A 23578-nucleotide genomic window follows, 5' to 3' on the forward strand; every position below is an offset into this window, starting at 1 on the left:
ACACCATGTTTAATCAAGGCCGATAAATTCCTTTGTGTATTCCTTGGGATCAAAGGGCTTAATATCCCCGTATTGTTCTCCGTTGCAGAGAAAAACTACCGGAAGGCGGAGTTCTGTTGACAGGGAATAAACCACCCCCCCCTTGGCGCTGGAATCAAATTTTGTCAGGATAACGCCATCCAGGGCTACCGCCTGATGAAAGGTCTCCGCCTGGGCCAGGGCGTTACGTCCGGTGGTAGAATCCAGGACCAACCACCGTATATACTTCGCCCCAGGCGCCTTAGATTCAACCACCCGGTCAATCTTCTTTAATTCTTCCACTAGCGCAGTTTTAGTGTGCATCCGCCCGGCGGTATCGGCTATGATCATATCCCCGCCCCCGGCAAGGGCCGCTTCCAGGGCATCGTACACTACCGCTGCGGGATCTCCCCCCTGTTTGTGGGCAACCACCCGTACCCCAAGGCGTTCTCCGTGTATTTTCAACTGATCCACCGCCGCAGCCCGGAAAGTATCCGCCGCAGCCAGGATGGGCTTTTTTTTATCCAAAGACCGGTACCGCTCCGCCAGTTTAGCTGCGGTGGTGGTCTTCCCAACCCCGTTCACGCCCAGGAGCAATATCACCACCAGGGAGTTTTGGGCCCCCACGGGTGATATACATAAGCTCCTTTCCAGCAGGGAGGCCAAGGCCATGCGCGCCTGGGTAGGATCGGAAATTCCCTCTTTTTTACAAATTAAACGGAGGGCATCCACCGTTTTAAACGCTTCGGCAGCGCCAAAGTCACCCTCCACCAGGAGATCCGCCAGATCTTCAAATAATTCTTCCGAAACCTGTTTTCCCCGGCCAAAAAAATTTTTTAAACGATCTGCAAAGCTAGCTGCCCCCACGGTTCACCATCCTATTTCGCAATCTTCGGAACGCTCTTACTGGCCGTACTGCCATACCGGAGTATCCGGTAAATTGATTCAACCATAACAGCGCCAAAGGCAATCCAGGCGCCGGTGGTAACCGTATTCAGGGTCTGGTAGGTATCATATATATCCGGATCACCCGCATAGTTATAGGCATTCTGATAGGTAGCGGTAATACCGGAAAGCATAAAAGCCACCGGAAGCGCTATCCAGACGTGTGTCCAAGCGCCGTAATATTTACGCCGGGCCGTACCCAAGGGTTTTTTATCCTTCCCCACGGGTATGGAAACCGGCAGGGTTACCACATCTCCCGTCTGCCCTGCCCGGAAAATTACCGCAGACTTAGCCCCCGCCAGAGTTTCTGCGTGGATATATTCAAATTGATTCATCGGAGTCGTTATGGTTAGGGGAGCAGCCCCAATGTAAAGGGAACCTTCGTATATCAATGCACCTTTATGGTCAGGAAAATCAATGCCAAAACTGGTCTGTGGCACGGGCCGAAGTTTAAATTGCAGCTCCGTCAATTCTCCCATCGCAAGATCCACCGACATGGATGCACTGTCATACCCATCCGCAAAGACCGCCACATCCACCGGGCCCGGAGGATATTCCCTGATCCCCGTATCACCCTGCCCTGCATAGTTTTCTTTGACCAGAATAACTGCGTTTTCCGGATCCGTTTTTACGGATATCGCCGATGGAGGAGCGCCGGATATGGCCGCCGCCAAACGTCCCGCCATTTCATCCTCCACCAAGCCCATATCATCGGTAGAAAAAATAAAACTATCCTCGTATGCAAACGAACGGGTATACAGGGTATACAAGCGGATACGGAGAAAAACCCGGCCATGAAATTCGGATATCTCCCCGGTGACGATGGCATCAGCTTTTTTATTGGTGCAAAAACGGTACTCAACGCCTTTGGCGGGTGGATCGGGAAATGTCCCATCGTTGTTTTCCTGGGTCAGCCTAAAAACCGGTTCATACTCAATCGCCATTACCGCTTCTTCGGCCTTTTGGTACTCCTCCTCCAAGGTTTTTATAGCCGCATCAACCGTTTTTATTTCGTTCTTATACCGCCGATCCGGATACCCCTTATAGATAAGCAAATCCCGCTCGGTCCTCTTGGCCGCCAATTTTTTCCCCGCATCCTCCAGGGCGCGAACCCAGGCCAGATCCCGGTAGTAAGAATATTCTTCCGATACCCGGACCCGGTGATGAACATCCGTGATGGATTTTGCAAGCCCGCGTACCAGAAGATCCCCCAGAATACGCTGGGGGGGAGGAAGGGAAGAAACATCAAAGGCGGTAATAGCGAGAACCCACTCGGGGTTCATAATCTCCGTCTCCTCCTCCTCAGCCTTTCCAAACCCAAAAACCGGGGCGGAAAATACCAGGAGCAGCGCAAACATAGTAATACTATGCTTGATTATTTTTCCAGGCAAAGCGCAAATACTCCTCAATAAAGGGATCTATGTCTCCATCCATGACGGCCTGAATATTACCCATCTCCGTCTTGGTCCGGTAATCCTTCACCATGGTGTAGGGCTGAAACACATAGGACCGGATTTGATTCCCCCAGGAGATATCCTTTTTTTCCTGGGCAAACTTTTCATTTTCCTTTTCCTTTTCCTGACGATAGTATTCGTAGAGCCGGGACTTGAGTATACTCATGCCGATGGCCCGGTTCATGGTCTGGCTCCGTTCACTCTGGCAGGCCACCACGATACCCGTGGGCAGGTGGGTAAAGCGCACCGCGCTGTCGGTTTTGTTTACGTGCTGCCCCCCGGCGCCGCCGGAACGGTAGGTGTCCACCCGGAGATCCTCGGGCCGGATATCAACTTCAATGGAATCGTCGATCACCGGGAAGAGGTACACCGAAGCGAAGGATGTATGCCGCCGGGCATTGGCGTCAAAGGGGGAAATACGCACCAGCCGGTGTACCCCGGACTCGCCCTTGAGGTAGCCGTAGGCGTAGTCCCCGTCGATGCGGCAGGTGGCGGATTTGATCCCCCCCTCCGCTTCCAGGCGATCCACCTCTTCAAGCTTAAAACCCCGGCGTTCCGCCCAGCGGAGGTACATCCGGTAGAGCATCTGGGACCAGTCGCAGGCTTCGGTCCCCCCGGCGCCGGAATGGATGGTAAGAAAGCAGCCGTTCTTGTCCACCTCGCCGCCCATAAGCTCATAAATATTCTGCTTTTCGTAGCGTTCCGTAAGTTTTCCAAGGGTATTTTCAATTTCACTGCCCTGGGATTCGTCTTTTTCCTCCCCAGCCAGTTCCTGAAGTACCTCAAGGTCTTCAATATCCGCCACCAGGGCCTTCCAGGGTTCGTACCGGGCCTTGAGAGCCTTGAGATCCCCCATGATCTTCTCCGCCCGGTTACTATTATTCCAAAAATCCGACTCCCCTGCACTAGCCTCAAGTTCCGCTATGCGCTGACCAAAGGAAGCCGTTCCGGGCGCCGGGTTTTCAAAGACGCCTCCAGGTATCGTAAATTTTAGCCTTTAGCTCCGCAATGGGAGCCCCTAATTCTGATACTAACATAGGTTCAGGGTAGTCAAATTCCGTTTAATTGTCAAACCATGATTAGCGAAGGTACCGCAGCAAACTCCGCAGTTCCGGGTCCGCCATGGCATCCGCCGGATTATCCACGGGTTTTTCGTTCTGCAGGATAATCTCGTCCCCAATACCGATGCGGTCAAAGAACCCCTCCCGGGTGAGTATCCCCATGGATACCTCCTCATCAGCCCGTTCTATACGCAATTTTCCTACCACATCCTCCGGGGAATACACCAGGCCTATGCCTTCGTTGCGGATCACCGGCTGGCCTTTCTTGACCACATCGTATTCGGTTTCACTTTTAACGCCGTCCGCGCGGCCCTTGTCGATAAGACCCTGGGAGGAACGGCGCCGGATCAGCTCGGCGCGGAACGGGAGGGCCCGGGAAAGCTGGTCCGCCAAGCCCCGGGAGGCGTTTCGCAGGCGATCGTCGCCGGTACGGTAGGTGTAGAAGGAGGCGGCGGGGGAACCGGTACGGCCCACAAAGAGTTCGCCCTTAAGGGCAAGGTCCCGCGCGTTTTCAGATACCGTAACGATAAGGAAGTAATCCGCTCCCTCTTCCCGGGCGGTACGGAAGGCGGCGGAAAATGAGGGTTGTTTAAGGGCAAGGTCAGGGGCGGCTATGTTCCGGTCATGGATCAACAGGTCCCGGACATAGGCGGAACCCACAGCCCCGGCTTCGGCGTGGTAAAAAGCGCCATCGGAGGCTATGGTAAATACCGCCACATTCCAGTGACGCTTGGCAATCTCTACGGGATCCGCATCCCAGCGCCGGTACAGCGCATCGGCTAGAAGGGCATCGTAGGCTTCGATAGCATCGTTAATAGCCGGGTCATTCAGGTTGTTGCTCCGGAGGAAACGCAGTTCCTCCAGGTAGCGGGCGGGATACCCTTGGATCCGCAGTATTTCTGCGTATTCCCGCCGGTCCCGGGCATAGGGGTTAAGCCGCAGCCCCCGGCGGTATTCAAAGAGGGCCTGATCCGTGAGGTTTCCGGAACGAAATTCCCGGGCGCGGTTAAAATGCCAGGACGCCCAGCGGCTCCGCAGGGGATCCTCCAGGCTGGTATTGCCGAGGATCAGATCCTCCAGGGCGGAACGGACAAACTCATCGTTGGGATCAATCCCCGAAGCCTGGGAAAGTATATTCATAGCATCGTTGATCCGCCCAAGGCTGATATAGGCCATACCCTTGAGGTACCAGGCGGCTAAATCGCTGCGATCCTCCGCAATGGCCTGATCCGCCAGGGCGGCAGCTTCTTCGTACTGCCCGGAACGGTAGCGGAGGCTTGCCAGCAGCGCCCGTGCGGGCTTATACCCCGGCCTATACGCCAGGGCCTGTTCGACATAGCGTATGGCCTGGGGGAAACGCCCGGCCTTGGCGTCTATGTAGGCGGCGTAGTAATAGACCCGGTAATCCTCGCGGTGCTGCAACAGGGCCCGCTCAATATAAGGCCGGGCGCCTTCCAGGTCCCCCAGGGAGCAGAGAACCAGGGCGAGAGAGAGGAGGAGCCTCCTATCATCGGGAAAGCGGCGGGCCACCTCCCGGTACCGGATAACCGCATCACCCGAGCGGCCCCGGGCCACATCAAGCTCCGCCCCCGCAAAAAGGGCCTCCAGGTTATAGGGTTCCCGCTTGAGAATATCGGTAATGATAGTCTGTGCCTCCCCCAGCCGCCCCAGGGCTATGAGGGTAGTGGCTTCCAGATTGGCAAGGGGCATACTGCTCCGGGCCAGGGTCCGGGCCTTCCGCACCCAGCTCAGGGCCTGATCGAATTCACCAAGCTCGTAGTAACACTCCGCCAGAGCGGCGGTCCCTTCGGCGTGGGCTGCGTTAAGGCGGACACATTCCAACAGGGCCTCCGCTGCGGCGTACCAGTTTTCCTGCGCCATATATTCGCGGCCCCGATCATAATAGGCCCCCGCGCCGGAAGCCGAACCGCTTTGGGCATATGGCTGTCCCATAACCGCAAAGGTTAAAAGAAAGAAAAAAAGAAGAAATTTCAACCACAAAGGTACAGAAGGGAGGAAAGAAGAAGAAAAGGGGGAAAGTTCTAGAGTAGTTGTAGTATCCTTGCTTCTTTTCTTCATCCTCTTTCCTTTCTTCACATTCGCCTTCTGTACCTTCTGTGCCTTTGTGGTTTTTATTCTCTTCCTTCTTCAGCACTATCTTTGTGGTTTTTATTGTCTTCTTTCTTATTCAGCACTATCTTTACCGTATTTATCTTATGCCCATCCATGTCCTGGATGATAAAATCCGTATCACCGTAGACGGCTTTTTCGTATTTTACGGGAATTTTTCCAAAAAGATCAAACACAAAGCCGCCCAGGGTATCAAAATCATCCGCAGGCAGCGTTACTCCGGTTTCCTCGGAAAGATCTTCCAGGTTTACCCGGGCGTCACAGAGGAAGGTCCCCTCCCCTAACTTGAGGATGTTCTCAGTTTCGTTATCAAATTCATCCTGGATATCACCGATGATCTCTTCGATAATATTTTCCATGCAGATAATCCCCGAAACCCCGCCGTACTCGTCCACCACCACCGCAATGTGGACCCGGCGGCGGCGCAGTTCCGCAAGGAGTTCGTTAATATGCTTTGAGCCGGGCACAAAGAAGGGCTTGCGGAGCAGGTTCTGGATTGAAAGTTCCTCGCCCTTAACCAGGGCTTTAAGCAGATCCTTTACATAGAGGATACCCACCACGTTGTCGATAGTTTCCTTGTACACCGGAAAACGGGAATGATCACTTTCGGTGATCCGTTCCAGCAGTTCTTCCCGGGTGGCGTCCACAGAAATGAACACCGTATCGATCCGGGGTACCATGATCTCCTTAACCGTGGTATCCGAAAGCTCCACCACCCCGCGGATCATTTCCTGCTGATCCGTCTCCAGAGCCTGTAATGTTTTTTTATCTATTTCACCTTTTTTAAAAAATAGCTTCACCCGATAACTCCGTCAGGATCTGTTCCTGTAGTTTTAACATGGGCTCCACGCCCTCGTTTGTTTGGTGATCCATTCCGTCTAAGTGGAGAATACCATGGATTAAAAGGCGGCGTAACTCTTCATCCCGGGAAACCTTAAAATATTCGGCATTTTCCTCCAGGGTTTCCAGGGAAACGATGATATCCCCGCTGAGGAACCGGGTTTCCCCGCTTGTTTCATCATGGTAATTAGTCCCCAGCTCAAAGGATAATACATCCGTGGGTTCATCGATATTCCGGAATCGCTCGTTTAACGATCTGATATAGGCGTTATTGCAGAAAAGCACCGAAAGATCCCAGGCATCCTTTTCCAGCCTGTCCAGAACCTTAAGAATATAGTCATTTACCATGGGCGACCAAGCAGGTAGGGGGACCTCCTCGGCGCTGATATCCACCCGGTTCATACGGGGGCTCCCGGAGAAGCGGGCCCTGTACCGCCCTCCCCATGGCCGCCGGAATGGGTATGGGCCGCAGCTTGAACCGCTTCCTTAAGCTGTTTGGGATATTCAATCCGGGAATGATAATGCCCCGCCAAGACCCGGACAAAGATATTCTCAATGGTCTGGAGTTCCCGGAAGGTCAAATCCGAATCCCATAGCTGGCCCGAATCAAATTTTGACAGGAACATTTCGTGGATAAATTTTTCCAGTCTGGATGCGGTTGGTTTCTTCAAGGTCCGTACCGCCGCCTCGGTCACATCCGCCAGCATCACCACCGCAGATTCCCGGGAACGGGGCGGATTTCCGGGATAGGTAAAGTCCTCCACGTTCACCGCAGATTTATTGTGCGAGTCCGCAGACTCCCGCTTAAGCGCCTCGTGGTAAAACCAGCTGATCACCGAATTGCCGTGGTGTTCGGAAATAATATCCGTAACCGCCTGGGGAAGCCCCAGGAGCCGGGCCTTTTCCACGCCCAGCTTAACATGGCTGCGGATCACCGTGGCGGAAAGCCGAGGGGGAATATCATCATGCTTATTATAGACGGTCTGATTTTCCACAAAATAGTCGGGCTGATCGATCTTCCCTATATCATGATAATAGGCCCCTACCCGGGCAAGCAGCGGATTAGCGCCTATCTCCTGACAGGCGGACTCCGCGAGGTTTGCCACCATCACCGAATGGCTATAGGTACCCGGAGCGGCGGTAAAGAGCCGTTTAAGGATCGGGGAATTAAGATCCGAAAGTTCTATAAGCCGGAAGGTGGTGGGGGCGTTCAGGACATGTTCAAGCATGGGGAGAAAACCCAGGACCAGCATCCCCGAAGCAACGCCGTTAAAGGCCGCCAGAAACAGGGCCGGCGGATAATCCGCAAGGGAACTCCGCTTTATAAGGAGCAACCCTGTGGCAGTAAAGATATGGACCAGGGCCAGAATAAAACCAGCCTTGATCAGGTCCATGCGTTTTTCCGCATTCTGCAGTACATAGGCCGCCACTATTCCGGAACTAAGGGCGAAAACAAAGGAAGGCACATCAAAATGGCCGGACATAAAGGCCCCCAGAGGCAGGGCCAGGGCCAGAACCACCGCAAGCCGGGAACCGATCAGAATTGCGGGCAGCATTATTACCAGGGCAGTAGGCAGTGCCAGGGCCGCAGAAGGGTAATTTCCCAGGGGCACGGTCCGCAGAAATACTGCGCCCACTATATAGAGCACCGTAAGAATTGCCAGAAGATAAACCTCCGCCGGAGAGAGGATCCTTCCAATGCTCCGCTTCCCCCCCATAAAAACCAGGAGGCCGTATACTAAGAAAAGTATAAGGATATGGCCTACCACCGGCCGGGGATCATAGCCGGGCTGGGAATTGATCAGCGCCCGGAGCTTAACCATATCCCCTTCGCCGATGATAAATCCCTTCCGTATAACCCGGTCGCCCTCTTCTATATACTTCATTACCGGTTTTGCCTGGGTACGGACTTCGGCCAGACGCAGGCTGGTCTCCTGGGGGGAGAAAAACACATTTTCTGTGATAAAGGGTTTCAACAAGGGGAAAGCAAGGACGGTAAAGGCAGCGGGAAAAGCCCCTCCCGCAATATGACGCCTAAGTGCATCTTCCACCCCGTCGTAACTGATAAGCCTATCGTAGGGCACCCGCTCCCGCTCTATCCGGCCGCTGCTATTGTGGTACAGATCCACCACATCGGGGTTGAACATCTCAAGGCCAATCTGGGGTATGGCAACAATACCGGTATCCAGCAGGTAGTCCAGTACCGCAGAACCATAGTCCAGGATGCGATCCCTGCCGGAATCCCGAAAAAGCATATCCAGAGTATTGGAACCAAAGGCCCCGGGAAGCTCAGCCTGAACCGCCAGTTTATAGGCTTCGGCGGAACTTCTTTGGGAAAAGAGATTCCGGGAGAGTTCTGCAAACCGGGAATAGGAGCTCCGGCTTCCCTCGTCGGCCTCCCGGGAAAACACAAAAACAGCCGGAACCAGCCGTTCTTCCGCCTCACGGCGCAGTTGGGTAGCGTCCTCGTCCACATAGGAGACCGCATGTTCCGAGATAATGTCCCGTTCCGCAACCCGGCCAAGTTCAAATTCCGTATAATTCCCGGCTTCGGCGATGTCGGAACGCATACTGCCCCAGATAATGGCGCCGCCGGATATGATAAATGCCAATAGGCTTACCAGAGCAGGGCCCAGACGAAATTTCGGGAGCCTGAACTTTTTTAAAAAAATATCGCCCGAGGCAAAACCGTTACGATTTCGTTTCATTTTCGTAGGCCTGAATAATTTTTTTAATGAGCGGATGCCGGACCACATCGCCCGTATTGAGGTAGGCAAAGTGTATCCCCTCCACTTCTTTGAGAATGGTAAGGGCGTGGATTAACCCCGAATCTACCCGTTTAGGCAGATCCACCTGGGTAGCATCCCCGGTAATAACCGCCCGGGCGCCCTGGCCCAGCCTGGTGAGGAACATCTTCATCTGCTCCTTGGTCGTATTCTGGGCTTCGTCCAGAATAATGATACAATCGTTAAGGCTCCGTCCCCGCATATAGGCCAGGGGCGCTATTTCTATGGTATGGTTTTCTTCCATACGGTGGATCACCTCAAAGGGGATGAGGGATTCCATGGCGTCGTAGAGGGGCCGGAGATAGGGGTTTATCTTCTGGGCCAGATCCCCCGGGAGAAAACCCAGGCTTTCACCGGCCTCCACCACCGGACGGGTAAGCACCAGTTTACGCATCTTTTTTGATAATACCAGATAAAGGGCCTCCGCTATGGCCAGAAAGGTCTTCCCCGTACCGGCGGGCCCTACGCAGAAGGTAATATCGTTGGAACGCATGCCCTGGATATACCGGGCCTGATTGTGGCCCCGGGGAAAGACCTTGCCAAAGCCGTGGGGAATATGGATCACCGCATCCTGCAGTATCCCGGGTCCGCTTTCATCCGGAGAAACGGTTCCAACTAGGGCCCTGACAAAATCCGGGGAAGGATTATCCCCCTCCCGAACTGCGCTTATAAGGCTATCCATCATCGTCCTGAAACGCCGGACCCCGGCCTCATCGACCCCTTCCAAACGTATTTCATTCCCCCGGGTTGCGATACGGCCCCCCAGGGACCCTTCGATAAGCTTCAGGTTCCCATCATTTGCCCCGCAAACTCCGGACAGAACCTCATGGCTATCCAGTACAACGGTTATGCTATCGTCCAAAAACACCTCTAAGTTTCAAGTCTATAGTCCCCTCATGGGGACGTCAAGTGTCAACATAGATACGTGGCACCCGCTTGTTTATCCCGCAGGTGATCTCGTAGGAAATGGTACCCAGTTTTGCGGCAAGATCCGCAGCGGAAAGGGCGTCTCCCCCAAAAAAGCTTACGCTGTCCCAGCGGCGTATTGCCGTATTTGGCCCCAGATCCGCCATACACTGGTCCATGCAGATCCGGCCTACCAGGGGATACCAGGCGCCGTTTATCCGTACTCGGAAATCTCCGCTGAGCCGCCGGGGCAGGCCGTCGCCGTATCCCACAGGAATGGTGGCGATGGTGGTATCCCTATCTGCAGTCCAGGTCCGCCCGTAGGAAACGGTCTCTCCTTTTTTCACCTGCTTGATAAACACAATCTGGCTGACCAGCTCCATGACGGGCTTTACCGGAAGAATCTGTTCAGCGCCGACGGGGGCATAGCCGTAGAGGAGTATACCCGGGCGAACCATATCAAAAAAGGCATCCTCGTGGAAGGCCAGGGCGCCGGTATTGGCGGCGTGGACCAGGCCGGGATCGATCCCCGCCCGGCGTATCCCCTCCACTGCGGCACTGAACCGCCCAAGCTGTTCCTTGGTGTAGGCCGCATCTTCTTTGTCAAGGGAATCGGAGACCGCCAGGTGGGTGGCGACACCCCCAAGTTTAAGGTACTTCGATCCGGCGATAAGGGCTGCAAGTTCCGGGGCGGAAGACGGCGGGCATCCTACCCGGCCCATACCGGTATCCACCTTCAGGTGAACAGAAAGACGCTCCCCTCCCTGCTCCGCCACTGCGGCAAGCTCCCGGATAAAGTCCCGGTCCCCTGCCAGGGGGATGAGCTTATCCACTATCAATTCGGGAATTTCCTCGGGCAAGGGTATGGAAAGGAGCAGTATCGGTGCGGTAATCCCCGCCTCCCGGAGCTCCGCCCCCTCGGCCGCCGTGGCCACCGCCAGGAATTCTGCGCCTTCCTCCAGAGCCGCTTTGGCAAGGGGAACCGCCCCGTGACCGTAGCCATCGGCCTTAACGGGCACACAGATCTTCCGGGCGGAACCGACACGGGAACGGACCAGGCGAAGATTGTAACGAAAAACATCAAGGCGGATAATGGCACGGGTTGCACGCATTTAGAAAAACCTCGTCAGATACATTGAAAACCAGGGTACGTAGGTAACCAGGATTACTACTATCAGTTGGATAAGCAGGAAGGGAAACACATAGCGGCAGATCTCCAGAAAGGGTTTCTTAAACCGGTATGTCGCCAGGAAAAGGTTAAGCCCCACCGGCGGGGTGAGGAAGCCGACTTCCAGATTGATGATAAAGATGATCCCCAGATGAACCGGATCTATGCCATAGGCCTGCCCCAGGGGAGTAACCAGGGGAAGCACGATGAGGATGGCGGAAAAGATATCCATAAGACAGCCCACCACCAAAAGCGCCAGGTTGAGCAGGAGGAGAAAGACGTACTTGGATTCAACCGTGGCCTGCATCCATTGGGCAAGCCTTTCCGGCGCCTGGGTATCTACTATATAGTAAGACAAAGCCATGGACAGGGCGATGATAGAAAGCACACCCCCCATGATGGGAACGGCCTTGCGGAAAAGGGGTATCAGGCCTTTCAGAGTAATATCCCGGTGGATCAGAACCTCAACAATAAAAATATAGATCAGCGCAACCGCAGCAACCTCCACCAGGGAGAGGATCCCGGAGAAGAACCCGGCGATCAACAGAAACGGCAGGACAATCTCGAAGGCGGATTTTTTTAAACCCCTCAGGGCTTCCCGAACACGAAATGGTTCAACGGGTATTTTATATTTTATCGAAGCGATGATACCAAAGACAATAAGCGCCACAACCAGGATAAGCCCCGGAATAATTCCCCCTAAAAACAGGTGCATGATATTGGTCATGGTGGTTGCTCCCACCAGGATGATGGGGAGACTGGGCGGAAAGAGCAGCCCTATGCTTCCCGAAGAAGTAAGGAGCCCTATGGAAAATTTTTCCGGATATTTTATATGCTCCGACAGGACTGCAAAGAGTATGCCCCCCCAGGGCCAGGATGGTTACCCCGGAAGCTCCGGTAAAGGAGGTGAAAAAAGCGCAGATAAGCACCGCAGCGATGATCATCCCCCCGGGCAGCCAACTAAAGAGGCTCCGGAAGGTCTGAACCAGCCGGTCCCCGGCTTTGCTTTCGGAGAGGAAGAAACCAACCAGGGTAAAGAGGGGGATGGGAATAATACTGTCCTGGGTAAGGGCCATATATACCTGATTAGGCACCACATCAATTTCCCCCCAGGAAGCCTGAATAAGAAAAAGGGCAAGCCCTCCCATAACCACAAAGAGGGGGGTTCCCGCCAAAGCGGCCAGGATAAGGATGAAAATTGCAGGAATCCGTATATAATAGGCCAGGAGAGACAGGGTGTCGGAAAGGGTATTCAAAAAAACCGGAAGATCAAAACCCCAGACCGCTTTAGCGATAACCGGCAGGGCGCAAAAAGTTCCCAACAGAACCGCTGCAAAAGGCAGGATCCTGGCCTTACCGGTAAGGGGGGCTCTGCGGGCAAAGCGGATGGCAATTACCCCGTAACCGATGGGGATAACCAGGGCAAAGACCTTATCGGGGATAAACCCGATCATCCGGCCTAAAAGCCCGATTTTGATAAAGGAGACCGAACTCCAGGCAATTATGGTAACCACAAAGGCGGAAAGGCAGTTGGTAATTATCAGCAGGGGTCTCTTAGCCTTATCACTGAAAAAAACCTGAACCAGGGCTATGGACAGATGCTCAGCGTTTCTGGTGGTAATCATCCCTGAAACAAGTCCCGCCACCAGGAGCAGGTGGACCAGAATTCCCGAAGAATCGGGAATTCTGGTTTTAAAGAAAGTTCTAAGGACTACCTCCGCCGCCGGCAATAGGGTCAGGCAGAACAGGGAAAAGTAACAAAGCCCGTCTTCGATACCGTATAGTATCCGCTTTACTCCCCGTCCCATTGATTTTACCGTCCGCCCCGGTGGGTCTTTACAAGACCGTTGATTTTATCGTAGGTAGTCCGGTCAAAGGTAGCGCCTTCCAGCAGCGCCGGGATGGCCTTTTCCAGATCATCGTACCATTCCTGCTGCTGCCGGGAATTAAGATCGTTAATCACCAACCCGTGCCGGGTCATGGTGGTAATAGCATCACTTTCAAGTTGAGCCAGGGAGGTCTCGATTTCCATCCCAATCCGCCGGGTTATCTTGAGTATCTCCGCCCGGTGCTGCTCGGGGATCATTTCCCAGGTATGCTTGTTCATCACAATTCCCCCCAGGAAGGGAGCGATATTCACGGTGGACATATTTTTTGCAACCCCAAAATACTGCATCCCCGCCGAGGCAATGGGGCTTACATAGATGGCTTCGATGGTACCCCCGTTCAGGGCTATGAGGGTCCGGTTGGCTTCAATAGGTACAACCTGATAACCCATGGATTTAAAAGCCTGGGTCATGGCCGGTTCCTGGGGATCGCTGCCCACCTTCATACGCTTTAAATCTGCGGGAACAAACACCGGCTCTTTGGAAAATATCTTTATCCAGCCCCCCCTGACCAGGGCCATACTGTAGTAATCCTTGCTGTTAATCTTCGCTTCCAGATCCGGTTTTATAACATCAAAAACCGCGGTAAGTTCATCATCGTTCCGGAAAAGGAGGGGGCAGCTTACGGTCAATATTTCCGGGACGATCTTGTTCAGTCCGAAGGATGTGAACACCGCCGCCTGGATAACATTCATGTTGAGCTTTTGCAGTACATCCGCCTCAGAACCCTGGGTACCGTTGGGATATATCTGCATCCGCACCTCTCCGTTGGTGGCGGCGGACCATTCGCTGGCCATGCGGTTCAACGCGGCGCCCCAGGGGGTATTGGCGGGAACCATGGAGGCAAGTTTAATGGTGATCTGCCGTGCCGGCCGTCTTTGGGCAAAAGCCGTCCCAGGACCGGCGAACAGCATTACTGCGAGAAAAATCAGACCTACCTTTTTCAAAACCTACTCCTTTTTTACCATTCACCCCAGGTATCGGCGTCCAGTTCAGCGAAGAGCTCCGGCGCCGTATTCAGAAGATACCGGGCCTTGCGCTGGGCCATGATGTTGACCAAGCGGCTGGCGGGATCCTTCTCTATGTCCACCGCCAGGGCGGATTCAAGACTGCTTTTAAAGGTTTCAATATCCTGGGCGGGTACGCATACCGCCTGGGCGTAGGAAACATAGGGGCCCGCAAGACCCCCCTGCGATTTTTCCAGCGCCCGCTGATAATGGGTTTCAACCTTAGAGGGGTCCCCCCCCATGCCCTCGGGTACCGAAGAATAGAATAGTACGTAGAAATCGTCCAGGGCCCCGGAGTTAAAATCGGGATCCAGTTCATAGGCCCGCGCGATGGCGGCGGTAAGTTCCGGAAGCCGCATCCCCAGGTCCAGGTCGAAGGGGTTCATAGCATAGGCGGAGAGGATACCTGCGGCATGCCAGTAGATAAGGGGAACATCCGCCTTTTTTACCTTAGCCAAGTACGAAGGCTGGACACCCTTTCCATAGGCATCGTTCCAGCCGCGATATTTTTTCTCCAGACCCGATGCCAGGATTTCCGCACCACGGAGGTAGAGTTTCCGGGCCCGCTCCATCTGCTCTGCCCGCTCAAGGTATTCCTCGGAGGGAAGCATCTCCGCCGGCCCCTGGATAAAGGCGTTGGCGTACATCACAAAAAGAGAACCCGTGGTAAGGATAAGCCCCTGGTGATTTGGCTGCGTGGAGAGGAGGGCCTCGTACATTTTTATGGCAAAGGGCAGGGCGCCGGCGATTAGTTCGGGATCCGTGTCACCGGTGAACACCGCGCCGCTCCCTTCTCCGGTAAGGGCATTGGCGACCGCCTTGGTTGCCATTTTGTTGATAGAACAGGAGGACAATAGTGTTAGGGCACAACAAAGGAATACACCCGCAAAGGCAGAACGGTATTTCAAGGCCTTTCCTCCAATCAAGCGATATTGTACAAACTCAAGGAAACCCTATCAACCCCATCGGGTATTAATTGGCTAATCCCCAATAACTTGGCGTATGTCCTTTTTGATGGCATCAAGCTTTCGCCCAGCTTCAGCTTTGGCAGCTTCCAGGCCGCCTGCGCCTATTTCGGTACAGCTTGAGGCGTAGAACTTGATCTTCGGCTCCGTACCGCTGGGCCGAGCGCTTACCACGGTTCCGTCCTTAAGGTAGAACTGGAGCACGTCGCTCTTGGGGAAATCCACCTTTTCGGTCTTGCCGGGCTGGGATGGGTACTTCCACAGCGATTCCTGGATATCCCGAACCTTCTCCACCTCAATGCCGCCCAGGGTTTTCGGCGGGTTTTTCCGGTATTCCGCCATGATGCCCTGCATGATAGCCGGTCCCTGAGGTCCTTGGAAGTACTTAGAGATCCCCGTTTCCTGCCAGTAGCCGTTTATCCCGTACAGTTCGTCCAAGCGGTCCAGGAGGCTTTTCCCCTGACTCCGCCAGTAGAGGGTCATCTCCGCGGTCAAGGCGGCGGCGGAAACCCCGTCCTTGTCCCGGACCTCGTTTTCCACCAGGTAGCCGTAACTTTCCTCGGTACCGAACACCACCTCGGCGCTCTGGTCCGCTTCGGTCCTGGCCATCACGTCGGCGATCCACTTAAAGCCCGTAAGGCATTCGTAGAATTTAACCCCGTAGGATTCGGCTACCCGCTTCTGCATCCCCGTGGTAACAATGGAATTGACCATGGCCAACTTTGTCGGCCCCGCACCCTTGCGGGGTAGTTTACCAGATTCTTGCAATGAAAGGAAGATATAATCCGCCAGGAGGGTCCCCAGTTGGTTCCCCGTAACCAGGGTAAAATCACCGGGTTTTCCCCGCTTGCCCGAAGGAACAGCAATGCCCAGGCGATCCGCATCGGGGTCGGTGGCCATGACCACATCGGCGCCCACTTCCTTGCCCAGCTTTAAGGCCAGTTCCAGGGCCGCCGCTTCCTCGGGGTTGGGGAAGGCTACCGTGGGGAAGTCTCCGTTCCCTTCACGCTGTTCCGGCACGGTGATCACCTTGAGTCCCAAGCTTCCTAAAACCGCTTCCACATGGAGCGCCCCGGTTCCGTGGAGGGGGGTGTAAACGATCTTTACCTCATGAGCCTTGGCCTTGATAAGAGCGGGCCGGAAAAGGCGGCTCCGGACCATGGCCTGGTAGGGCTCGTCTATGACCGTATCAATAATTTCCAGAAGACCCTGGGAAAAGGCCTCTACCCGGGTAAGCTCTTTAATTTCCGTTACCGAATTGACCTCCCGGATGATCCCCTCGTCGTGGGGTGCGATAACCTGGGCCCCGTCGTTCCAGTAGGCCTTATATCCATTATACTGAGGAGGGTTATGACTGGCGGTAACCACGATCCCCGTATCCGCCCCAAGACGCCGGATCGCATAGGACAATTCCGGGGTAGGTCTGAGGGCGGAAAAGAGGTAGGTCTTGATGCCGTTACCCGCAAAAATCAGAGCCGCGGCTTCGGCAAATTCCGGGGAATAATGACGGCTGTCGTAGGCTATCACCGCGGCAAGTTTTCCGGCTTTGGCCTTTTCCGGGAAAGCCTTGAGGACATAGGTGGCCAGCCCCTGGGTGGCGCTTTTGACTACCAGGGTATTCATGCGGTTATACCCGCCCCCAATAACCCCCCGCAGGCCTCCGGTACCGAATTCCAGGTTCCGGTAGAACCGGTCTTCCAGTTCCTTCCAATCCTGCTTTGCCAGAAGATCCTCCACCTCGGCCTTGAAAAACGCATCCTGTTCTTTAGCTATATAGTCCTTTGCCTGGTTTATAATTGCGGATTGGTCCATAATGTCCTCCGGCTTTAGTATAGTAAGCCCCCCCTTTATACGCAAGACGTAAAAACAGGGCTTTTTTTCTCTTTTTCCTCCATAATCCTTATTTACCCTTGAATCTTAATGGACAAACTTGGTAGTATCATTTATCTTGAAAAATATTCGGAGGTTTTATGACTATAGTTGATATGCTAGAGCAAAGCAGTGTCCTTACCCTGCTTGGTATGGGAATCGTATTTTCATTCCTGGTCATCCTGATTATCAGCGTAACCCTGGTAGGTAAGTTTATCCACGCCATTGGGGCGGATAAGGATGTGACTCAGCCTGCTAAACCGGCAGCGGCCGGCGGCGGCGCGGCAAAGGCTACGGCGGTAACGGCTGTTATAAGCGCGGCAATTACCGAATATCGCAAAACTGAAGGCCGCTAAAACGGTTTTCTAAAAGCCAAGTCTGGCTTTCTGAAAGCCAAACCCGGCTTTCTTAACCATTTGTATTATGTAGGAGAGAACATGGCTAAAGTACAATTAACGGATCTGGTGCTGCGGGACGCCCATCAATCCCTCTTTGCAACCCGCATGGTTACCGCCGATATGCTGCCCATTACGGAAAAACTGGACAAGGTCGGCTATTTTGCCCTGGAAGCCTGGGGCGGGGCCACCTTTGACTCCTGTATCCGCTTTTTAAACGAAGATCCCTGGGACCGGCTCAAGAAACTCAAGGCCAGCCTTCCCAATACCAAGATTATGATGCTCCTTCGGGGGCAGAACCTCCTGGGTTACCGGCACTACGCCGATGACGTGGTAGCGAAATTTGTGGAAGTCGCCGCAAAGGACGGGGTGGATATTTTCCGTATCTTCGATGCGGTAAATGATCCCCGGAACTTCCAGGCCGCCACCAACGCGGCCAAAAAAACCGGCAAGCACATTCAGGCGGCCATTTCTTACGCCGTTACCCCCTTCCACACTATAGAAAAGTACGCCGAATTGGCTAAACAGTATGCCGATATCGGGGCGGACTCTATCTGTATCAAGGATATGTCCGGCCTCTTAACGCCCTACGGCGCCTATGACCTGGTAAAGGCCATTAAGAAGGTGACGGATCTCCCCATCGAGATCCACTCCCACGCCACCACCGGTTTGTCCGTGGCCACCCTGACCAAGGCTGCCGAAGCGGGCGCCGAGATCCTGGATACGGTTATCTCCTCCCTGGCCATGGGTACCAGCCACAGCCCCACGGAAACCATGGTGGAAATCTTCCGGGGTACCGAATACGATACGGGCCTCGATATCAAGCTCCTGCTGGAAATTGCCGCCTACTTCCGGGAAGTCCGGAAGAACTACAAGAAATTCGAATCCAGCTTCCAGGGCGCGGACACCCGTATCCTGGTTTCCCAGGTTCCCGGGGGTATGCTCTCCAACCTCGAAAGTCAGTTGAAGGAACAGGGCGCTGCGGACAAGATGGACGCGGTACTCAAGGAAATTGCCGTGGTCCAGAAAGACGCCGGCTACCCTCCCCTGGTAACGCCCACCAGCCAAATCGTGGGAACCCAGGCGGTGTTCAATGTCCTCTTTGGTCCTTACAATCGGCTCTCCGGGGAATTCCAGGACCTCATGGTAGGCAAATACGGCGCCTGCCCGGCGCCCAAAAACAAGGACGTGGTAAAGAAATCCATGGACGCCCTCAAGCTGGAAAAAGAAATTACCCACCGCCCGGCGGATGATATTCCCCCGGAGTATAACAAATTGGAAGAGGAAGCCAAGAAGGTCCTGGGGACCTCCACGGTTTCCGTTGAGGATGTATTAACCTATGCCATGTTCCCCAAGGTAGCGCCGGATTTCTTCAAGAAGCGCTCCCAGGGTCCGGTGGTATTCAAGCCCGAAGCCGCTCCCGCAGCGGGCGCTGCTCCGGCGGCTCCCGGTCAGGCGGCCAAGTATACGGTCAACGTGAACGGCGCCAACTACAACGTGGTGGTTGCCCCCGCAGGTACCGTGGCGATAGCCCCGGCTCCCGGCGGAGCGGCTGCCCCAGCGGCGGCTGCGGCCCCGGTTTCCGGCGGCGGAGTAACCATCCCCGCCCCGGTGGCAGGAACCGTTTTGCGCTATGCGGTGGGCGAAGGGGATCAGGTAAAACCCGGCGACACGGTGATAATTATTGAATCCATGAAGATGGAACTGGAAATCAAGGCTACCTCCGCCGGCCCTGTTCACTTCCTGGTACCCACGGGGACCCAGGTGGCGTCCCAGCAGCCGGTAGCGGAGATTGGCGGCGGCGCCGTAGGTACCGCTCCGGTCGCTGCGGCTCCCGAAGCTGCTCCGGCCGCGGCTCCCGCAGCAGCGGCTCCATCCGGCGGCGGCGGCACGGTGATTCCGTCCCCGGTGGCGGGAACCGTTTTACGTTATGCGGTAAACGAAGGGGACCATGTTGCAGCCGGGGATAATGTCGTAATCATTGAGTCCATGAAAATGGAACTTGAGATTAAGGCAACCACCGCCGGCAGCGTTCACTTCCTGGCTCCCACCGGCGCCCAGGTCGCATCCCAGCAGCCTTTGGCTGAGATCAATTAGCTGAAGTATAATAAGGTAGGTATCATGTTAGAACTTAAAAAGAATCCGATGCTGGTTTTCAAGGTTTGTCTTGTTCTGGTCATCGGCGCTTTTGCCATCAATTTTATTGGGTCAGTCTTTGCGCCCCGGGTACAGGCCCAAAGCGCCCAGATAGCCGATCCGACTTCGGAGCTGCCCTCCTTCCGGAATCTGAATGGGATCATCCCCAACAGCTCGGATATTCCCCCGGTTACCCTGGGCAGTTTTGCCAAGAATATCGTGGAAACCACCAGTATTTACGCATTTATCCACAACGCAACCACCAAAGCAACCCCGGCAGGGACCCCCATTACCGTATTCGGCTGGCAGGAACTGCTCATGATAGCCGTGGGCTTCCTGGTTATTTACCTGGGGGCGGTTAAGAATTTTGAGCCCATACTGCTCATACCCATTGGTTTCGGGATTGTGTTTGTAAACATACCCTTTGCCGGTATGGGCGAGGGCGAGGGCTTCCTCAACATCATCTACCATGCGGGGGTCGGCAATGAGTTGTTCCCCCTGATCATCTTCATCGGCATAGGGGCCATGACCGACTTCGGTCCCCTTATCGCCAACCCAAAAACCGCCATCATGGGGGCGGCGGCGCAGTTTGGGGTATTCGCTACCCTCTTTGGTATCAGTGTAGCCAATTACCTCCCCGGGGTAGCCTTTAACCTCAAGGAAGCCTGCTCGGTAGCCATCATAGGCGGCGCGGACGGCCCCACCACGATATACATCGCGGCAAAGCTGGCCCCCCACCTCCTGGCAACGGTGGCGGTGGCGGCCTACTCCTACATGGCCCTGGTACCCCTCATTCAGCCGCCCATCATGCGGGCCCTTACCACCAAGAGCGAACGGCTTATCAGAATGAAGCAGCTTCGGCCGGTTTCCAAAACCGAGAAGATCTTCTTCCCCCTGGTGGTATTTACCCTGGCTTTGCTCCTCATCCCCTCGGCAGCCCCCCTTATCGGCTGTCTCATGTTCGGTAACTTTGTGAAGGAAATCGGCGTGGTGGATCGGCTTTCCAAGACCGCCCAGAATGAGCTCATGAACATCGTGTCCATGTTCCTCTCCCTGGGCGTGGGCAGCCAGATGACCCCGGAAAAGTTCCTGAACCCGTCCTCCCTGATCATCGTAGTCATGGGACTCGTGGCCTTTTCCATCGCAACCGCCACCGGCATCCTGGTAGCCAAGCTGATGAACGTGTTCCTCAAAGATAAAATCAACCCCCTCATCGGTTCCGCCGGCGTATCCGCGGTACCCATGGCCGCCCGTGTTTCCAACAAGGTTGGCCTGGAAGAAGATCCGGGTAACTTCATCCTGATGCACGCCATGGGCCCCAACGTAGCCGGTGTAATCGGCACAGCCATTGCGGCGGGCGTTATGATCGCCGTGTATGGCGGCTGATCGGGGCGCAGTTTTAGTACGCAGATTTAAGAAATAATTTTGGGGAGCCCGATGTGAATCGGGCTCCCTTTTTTGTAAACTTGACAAAAATTCGATTTTCGTCTAATATATAATTACAATGAAAACCAAACGCACCGGAAGCTCATTTAATTCGATGAGCTCAAAACGTAAACTAGAATCGGTTTTTCTCTTTACCACGGGAAAATGTAATGCAAAGTGCGCCATGTGCTTCTATGCCGGCGATATGGAACAGAAGGCGCCGGATTTGAGCTTTGACGAAATTAAAAAGCTGTCCGAAAATGCGGGAGATTTTAACCGCCTGTGGCTTTCCGGCGGGGAGCCAACCCTGCGGGAGGAACTGCCGGAAATTATCGAAATGTTCCATAAAAACAACCATATCAAGGACGTTAACTTCCCCTCAAACGGCATAAAGGGTGAATTGATTATCGAATGGCTCAAACGGCTGCGGAAAAACTGTCCGGATCTCAATATCGCCATCAGCATATCCCTGGACGGTTTCGGCGCCACCCACGATACCCAGCGGGGGGTGCCCAGTTTTTATCGGGCCGTGGAAACCCTCAAACTGATAAATGATAATTTTAAGGATGACGGCAAGGTTATTAAAAATATCGCCACGGTTATTACCAAATATAACGTAGAAGAAGTGCGCGACTTTGTGGCCTGGATTTACGGCAGACTCAATGTAACCACCCACACCATTGAGGCCGCCCGGGGAGTTACCCGGGAAAACGGCGTCAAGGTGCTGAACGAAAAATCGCTCCGGGCAATTCAGGACGATGTGGCCCCCTATTACCTGCTCTACGCAAAGCGCATCGGCGAAGGGATGAGCGGCATTGCCCGGAGCCTTACAAAGTTTTTCTACGTGGGACTTATGCGGGCCATGTACGACATTCGCGCACAAAACCTGGACGGGCCTACCCCATGGGGGATGGACTGTACCGCCGGAGAAACCACCCTGGTACTGGACTACGACGGACGGTTCAGGTCCTGCGAACTGCGGTCTCCCATCGGCAACGTCAAGGATTATAACTATAACATCCGGGATATTATGAACAGCGATGCTATGAAAAAAGAGATTGAAGCCATCGGCCATGGATACAAGGCAAACTGCTGGTGTACCCACGGCTGCTGGATCATGAGCTCCATCACCTTCAACCCCCTTAAGATGATCGGCAAGCTCTTCAAGAGTAACAGCGAAACCAAGAAACTGAATATCCCCGTCCATGTTGATGAAAAATCGCTCCGGGATCTGGAAGCGAAGTACCATCTGGATACGGATAAGCTGGCGGATATCGGCATTATTCAAGGTGTAAAAACAGCCGGTGTTGCGTGAAAATACTATTAGTAACACGGGGATCACAGGGAGACATCTACCCCTATCTGGCTTTGGCAGCGGAATTGATGCGGCGCGGACACCGTATTACCATCAGTCTGCCCCGCTTGTTTGAGGAACAGGCAAAAGCCCTGGACGCCTCTTATTTTCTCCAATCCTACGATGATATCGCAGGCATGGTGGAAGGGAACCCCAGCACAAAGGATCTGTTGGACTGGACCGCCCGGGTGATTGACAGCCAGTTCGATGAGATGGTTCCCCTGCTGGAAGAACATGATCTTCTGGTATGCAGCAATACTGAATTTGCCGCTTCCCATGTGGCGGAATACTGCGGCAAGCCGCATATCAGAACCTGCTACGCCCCCCTGATTCCCGGGAAGCGGGTACCTCCGGCGGTTCTTCCCTTCCTTAAGCCCCCCTACTTTTTAGTCGGTTTCCAGTGGACCCTGCTGAATGCGGGGCTCAACTTGATGGTCAAAAAAAACCTAAACAAAAACCGGGCCAAACTGAACATGGCGCCCATTAAAGATCAGGGGGAGTACGCCCCTGCAAACGCCCGCAATTACCTTATGTACAGCCCGCACCTTGGGGAAACTGATGCGGGGTGGAACTATTCCTGGAGCATAGGCGGTTACTGTTTTAACGACACCTTCCCCTACAACGAGATCGCCCTCAAGAATTGCATCGATTTTATTAAGAAGGACAGCAGGCCGACGATCTTCTTTACCCTGGGAAGCTGCAACGCCGAAGACCGGGATACTTTCTGTGAGCGGCTTTTTGAAATCTGCTGCGATTATAATTACAAGCTGGTAGTAGGCTGCGGCTGGTGGAAAGTGGGGACCCATCTGCACAACCAGGATAACCTGTTCCTCCTGGACAGCGCCATTCCCCATTATTTTATTCTGCCCGAATGTGACGCCATCATCCACCACGGCGGAAGCGGAACCACCCACAGCGCAGCCCGTTCCGGGAAGCCCCAGATGGTGGTCCCTCTGCTTATCGATCAGTTTTACTGGGGTTCCCGGGCAGCCAGCCTGGGACTTGGTCCCCGGAGCATTAAGATTAGAATTGGTAAAAAAGCCCTGGAAGAAAAGATTCTGGATCTGGTGAAAAGCCCTGTTTACCGGCAAAACGCCGCCGTCCTGGGAGAAAAGATCCGGGGCGAACAGGGCATCCTGAATATGTGCGAGTTTATCGAAAAACTTGCCCTGGAAAACCACGTAGGACTTAAAACGGTTAATTTACCCCAGTAGCTGCCTAAAGGATTCTATA

General features: G+C 54.3%; 17 protein-coding genes and 2 pseudogenes. 5 read left to right on the forward strand and 14 right to left on the reverse strand.

Features of this window, described 5'->3' with window-relative positions; translation table 11 throughout:
* Positions 1 to 9: 9 nt before the first annotated feature.
* From ftsY to TPRIMZ1_RS0113575, 14 genes and pseudogenes are all read right to left on the reverse strand, one after another.
* Positions 10 to 885, reverse strand: coding sequence for a signal recognition particle-docking protein FtsY (gene ftsY / locus TPRIMZ1_RS0113515; protein WP_010260962.1), 876 nt, complete (start codon positions 883 to 885; stop codon positions 10 to 12).
* An 11-nt stretch (positions 886 to 896) separates the two neighbouring features.
* Complete coding sequence (locus TPRIMZ1_RS0113520) at positions 897 to 2354, reverse strand: PEGA domain-containing protein (RefSeq protein ID WP_010260964.1); 1458 nt, start codon at positions 2352 to 2354, stop codon at positions 897 to 899.
* Positions 2329 to 3454 (reverse strand): annotated as a pseudogene (prfB, locus tag TPRIMZ1_RS0113525) (peptide chain release factor 2). The gene TPRIMZ1_RS0113520 and the pseudogene prfB overlap by 26 nt, the downstream one beginning before the upstream one ends.
* Positions 3455 to 3496: 42 nt before the next feature.
* Positions 3497 to 5431, reverse strand: coding sequence for a tetratricopeptide repeat protein (locus TPRIMZ1_RS0113530; protein WP_100217091.1), 1935 nt, complete (start codon positions 5429 to 5431; stop codon positions 3497 to 3499).
* A gap of 179 nt (positions 5432 to 5610) precedes the next feature.
* Positions 5611 to 6408: a hemolysin family protein gene (locus tag TPRIMZ1_RS0113535; protein ID WP_010260969.1), complete on the reverse strand. Its 798-nt coding sequence runs from the start codon at positions 6406 to 6408 to the stop codon at positions 5611 to 5613.
* A complete protein-coding gene (gene ybeY, locus TPRIMZ1_RS0113540) occupies positions 6392 to 6850 on the reverse strand; it encodes an rRNA maturation RNase YbeY (RefSeq protein WP_010260971.1) in 459 nt (152 codons plus the stop codon). The genes TPRIMZ1_RS0113535 and ybeY overlap by 17 nt, the downstream gene beginning before the upstream one ends.
* The gene (locus TPRIMZ1_RS0113545) at positions 6847 to 9156 is read right to left on the reverse strand and encodes an HD family phosphohydrolase (protein WP_010260974.1); all 2310 of its coding nucleotides are present in this window, start codon (positions 9154 to 9156) and stop codon (positions 6847 to 6849) included. The genes ybeY and TPRIMZ1_RS0113545 overlap by 4 nt, the downstream gene beginning before the upstream one ends.
* Positions 9140 to 10096 carry a PhoH family protein gene (locus tag TPRIMZ1_RS0113550; protein ID WP_026043715.1) on the reverse strand — a complete coding sequence of 319 codons (957 nt, stop codon included), beginning with the start codon at positions 10094 to 10096 and terminating at the stop codon, positions 9140 to 9142. The genes TPRIMZ1_RS0113545 and TPRIMZ1_RS0113550 overlap by 17 nt, the downstream gene beginning before the upstream one ends.
* Positions 10097 to 10139: 43 nt before the next feature.
* Positions 10140 to 11252: an alanine racemase gene (alr, locus tag TPRIMZ1_RS0113555; protein ID WP_010260979.1), complete on the reverse strand. Its 1113-nt coding sequence runs from the start codon at positions 11250 to 11252 to the stop codon at positions 10140 to 10142.
* Positions 11253 to 12167: a TRAP transporter large permease gene (locus tag TPRIMZ1_RS21010; RefSeq protein WP_332829119.1), complete on the reverse strand. Its 915-nt coding sequence runs from the start codon at positions 12165 to 12167 to the stop codon at positions 11253 to 11255. It lies immediately after the preceding gene.
* A gap of 55 nt (positions 12168 to 12222) precedes the next feature.
* A pseudogene (locus TPRIMZ1_RS21015) lies at positions 12223 to 13116 on the reverse strand (TRAP transporter small permease subunit); the annotation flags it as partial.
* Positions 13117 to 13121: 5 nt separating this feature from the next.
* Positions 13122 to 14141 carry a TRAP transporter substrate-binding protein DctP gene (dctP, locus tag TPRIMZ1_RS0113565; protein ID WP_010260981.1) on the reverse strand — a complete coding sequence of 340 codons (1020 nt, stop codon included), beginning with the start codon at positions 14139 to 14141 and terminating at the stop codon, positions 13122 to 13124.
* A 14-nt stretch (positions 14142 to 14155) separates the two neighbouring features.
* A complete protein-coding gene (locus tag TPRIMZ1_RS0113570) occupies positions 14156 to 15109 on the reverse strand; it encodes a TRAP transporter TatT component family protein (RefSeq protein WP_010260984.1) in 954 nt (317 codons plus the stop codon).
* 72 nt (positions 15110 to 15181) lie between these two features.
* Positions 15182 to 16978: a phospho-sugar mutase gene (locus TPRIMZ1_RS0113575; protein WP_010260986.1), complete on the reverse strand. Its 1797-nt coding sequence runs from the start codon at positions 16976 to 16978 to the stop codon at positions 15182 to 15184.
* A gap of 158 nt (positions 16979 to 17136) precedes the next feature.
* On the opposite strand from TPRIMZ1_RS0113575, the gene TPRIMZ1_RS0113580 reads away from it, so the two are divergent.
* The 5 genes from TPRIMZ1_RS0113580 (at position 17137) to TPRIMZ1_RS19090 (ending at position 23559) form a co-directional block, all read left to right on the forward strand.
* Positions 17137 to 17391 (forward strand): OadG family protein, encoded by a 255-nt coding sequence (locus TPRIMZ1_RS0113580; RefSeq protein ID WP_026043716.1) that lies wholly within the window; start codon positions 17137 to 17139, stop codon positions 17389 to 17391.
* Positions 17392 to 17472: 81 nt separating this feature from the next.
* A complete protein-coding gene (gene oadA / locus TPRIMZ1_RS0113585; RefSeq protein WP_010260989.1) occupies positions 17473 to 19527 on the forward strand; it encodes a sodium-extruding oxaloacetate decarboxylase subunit alpha in 2055 nt (684 codons plus the stop codon).
* A 24-nt stretch (positions 19528 to 19551) separates the two neighbouring features.
* Positions 19552 to 20952 carry a sodium ion-translocating decarboxylase subunit beta gene (locus tag TPRIMZ1_RS0113590; RefSeq protein WP_010260991.1) on the forward strand — a complete coding sequence of 467 codons (1401 nt, stop codon included), beginning with the start codon at positions 19552 to 19554 and terminating at the stop codon, positions 20950 to 20952.
* Between the two features lie 154 nt (positions 20953 to 21106).
* Positions 21107 to 22306: a radical SAM protein gene (locus TPRIMZ1_RS0113595; RefSeq protein WP_010260993.1), complete on the forward strand. Its 1200-nt coding sequence runs from the start codon at positions 21107 to 21109 to the stop codon at positions 22304 to 22306.
* The gene (locus TPRIMZ1_RS19090; protein ID WP_051004319.1) at positions 22303 to 23559 is read left to right on the forward strand and encodes a glycosyltransferase; all 1257 of its coding nucleotides are present in this window, start codon (positions 22303 to 22305) and stop codon (positions 23557 to 23559) included. The genes TPRIMZ1_RS0113595 and TPRIMZ1_RS19090 overlap by 4 nt, the downstream gene beginning before the upstream one ends.
* The last annotated feature ends 19 nt before the right edge of the window (positions 23560 to 23578 follow it).

Source organism: Treponema primitia ZAS-1 (assembly GCF_000297095.1).
In the GTDB taxonomy this organism is placed as follows: Bacteria; Spirochaetota; Spirochaetia; order Treponematales; family Breznakiellaceae; genus Termitinema; species Termitinema primitia_A.

Excerpts from the sequence above, each read along its gene's own strand:
- TPRIMZ1_RS0113530 (WP_100217091.1), bottom strand. The coding sequence starts at position 5,431 with ATGGGACAGCCATATGCCCAAAGCGGTTCGGCTTCCGGCGCGGGGGCC.
- ybeY (WP_010260971.1), bottom strand. The coding sequence starts at position 6,850 with ATGAACCGGGTGGATATCAGCGCCGAGGAGGTCCCCCTACCTGCTTGG.
- TPRIMZ1_RS0113545 (WP_010260974.1), bottom strand. The coding sequence starts at position 9,156 with ATGAAACGAAATCGTAACGGTTTTGCCTCGGGCGATATTTTTTTAAAA.
- alr (WP_010260979.1), bottom strand. The coding sequence starts at position 11,252 with ATGCGTGCAACCCGTGCCATTATCCGCCTTGATGTTTTTCGTTACAAT.
- TPRIMZ1_RS0113575 (WP_010260986.1), bottom strand. The coding sequence starts at position 16,978 with ATGGACCAATCCGCAATTATAAACCAGGCAAAGGACTATATAGCTAAA.
- TPRIMZ1_RS0113580 (WP_026043716.1), top strand. The coding sequence starts at position 17,137 with ATGACTATAGTTGATATGCTAGAGCAAAGCAGTGTCCTTACCCTGCTT.
- oadA (WP_010260989.1), top strand. The coding sequence starts at position 17,473 with ATGGCTAAAGTACAATTAACGGATCTGGTGCTGCGGGACGCCCATCAA.
- TPRIMZ1_RS0113590 (WP_010260991.1), top strand. The coding sequence starts at position 19,552 with ATGTTAGAACTTAAAAAGAATCCGATGCTGGTTTTCAAGGTTTGTCTT.
- TPRIMZ1_RS0113595 (WP_010260993.1), top strand. The coding sequence starts at position 21,107 with ATGAGCTCAAAACGTAAACTAGAATCGGTTTTTCTCTTTACCACGGGA.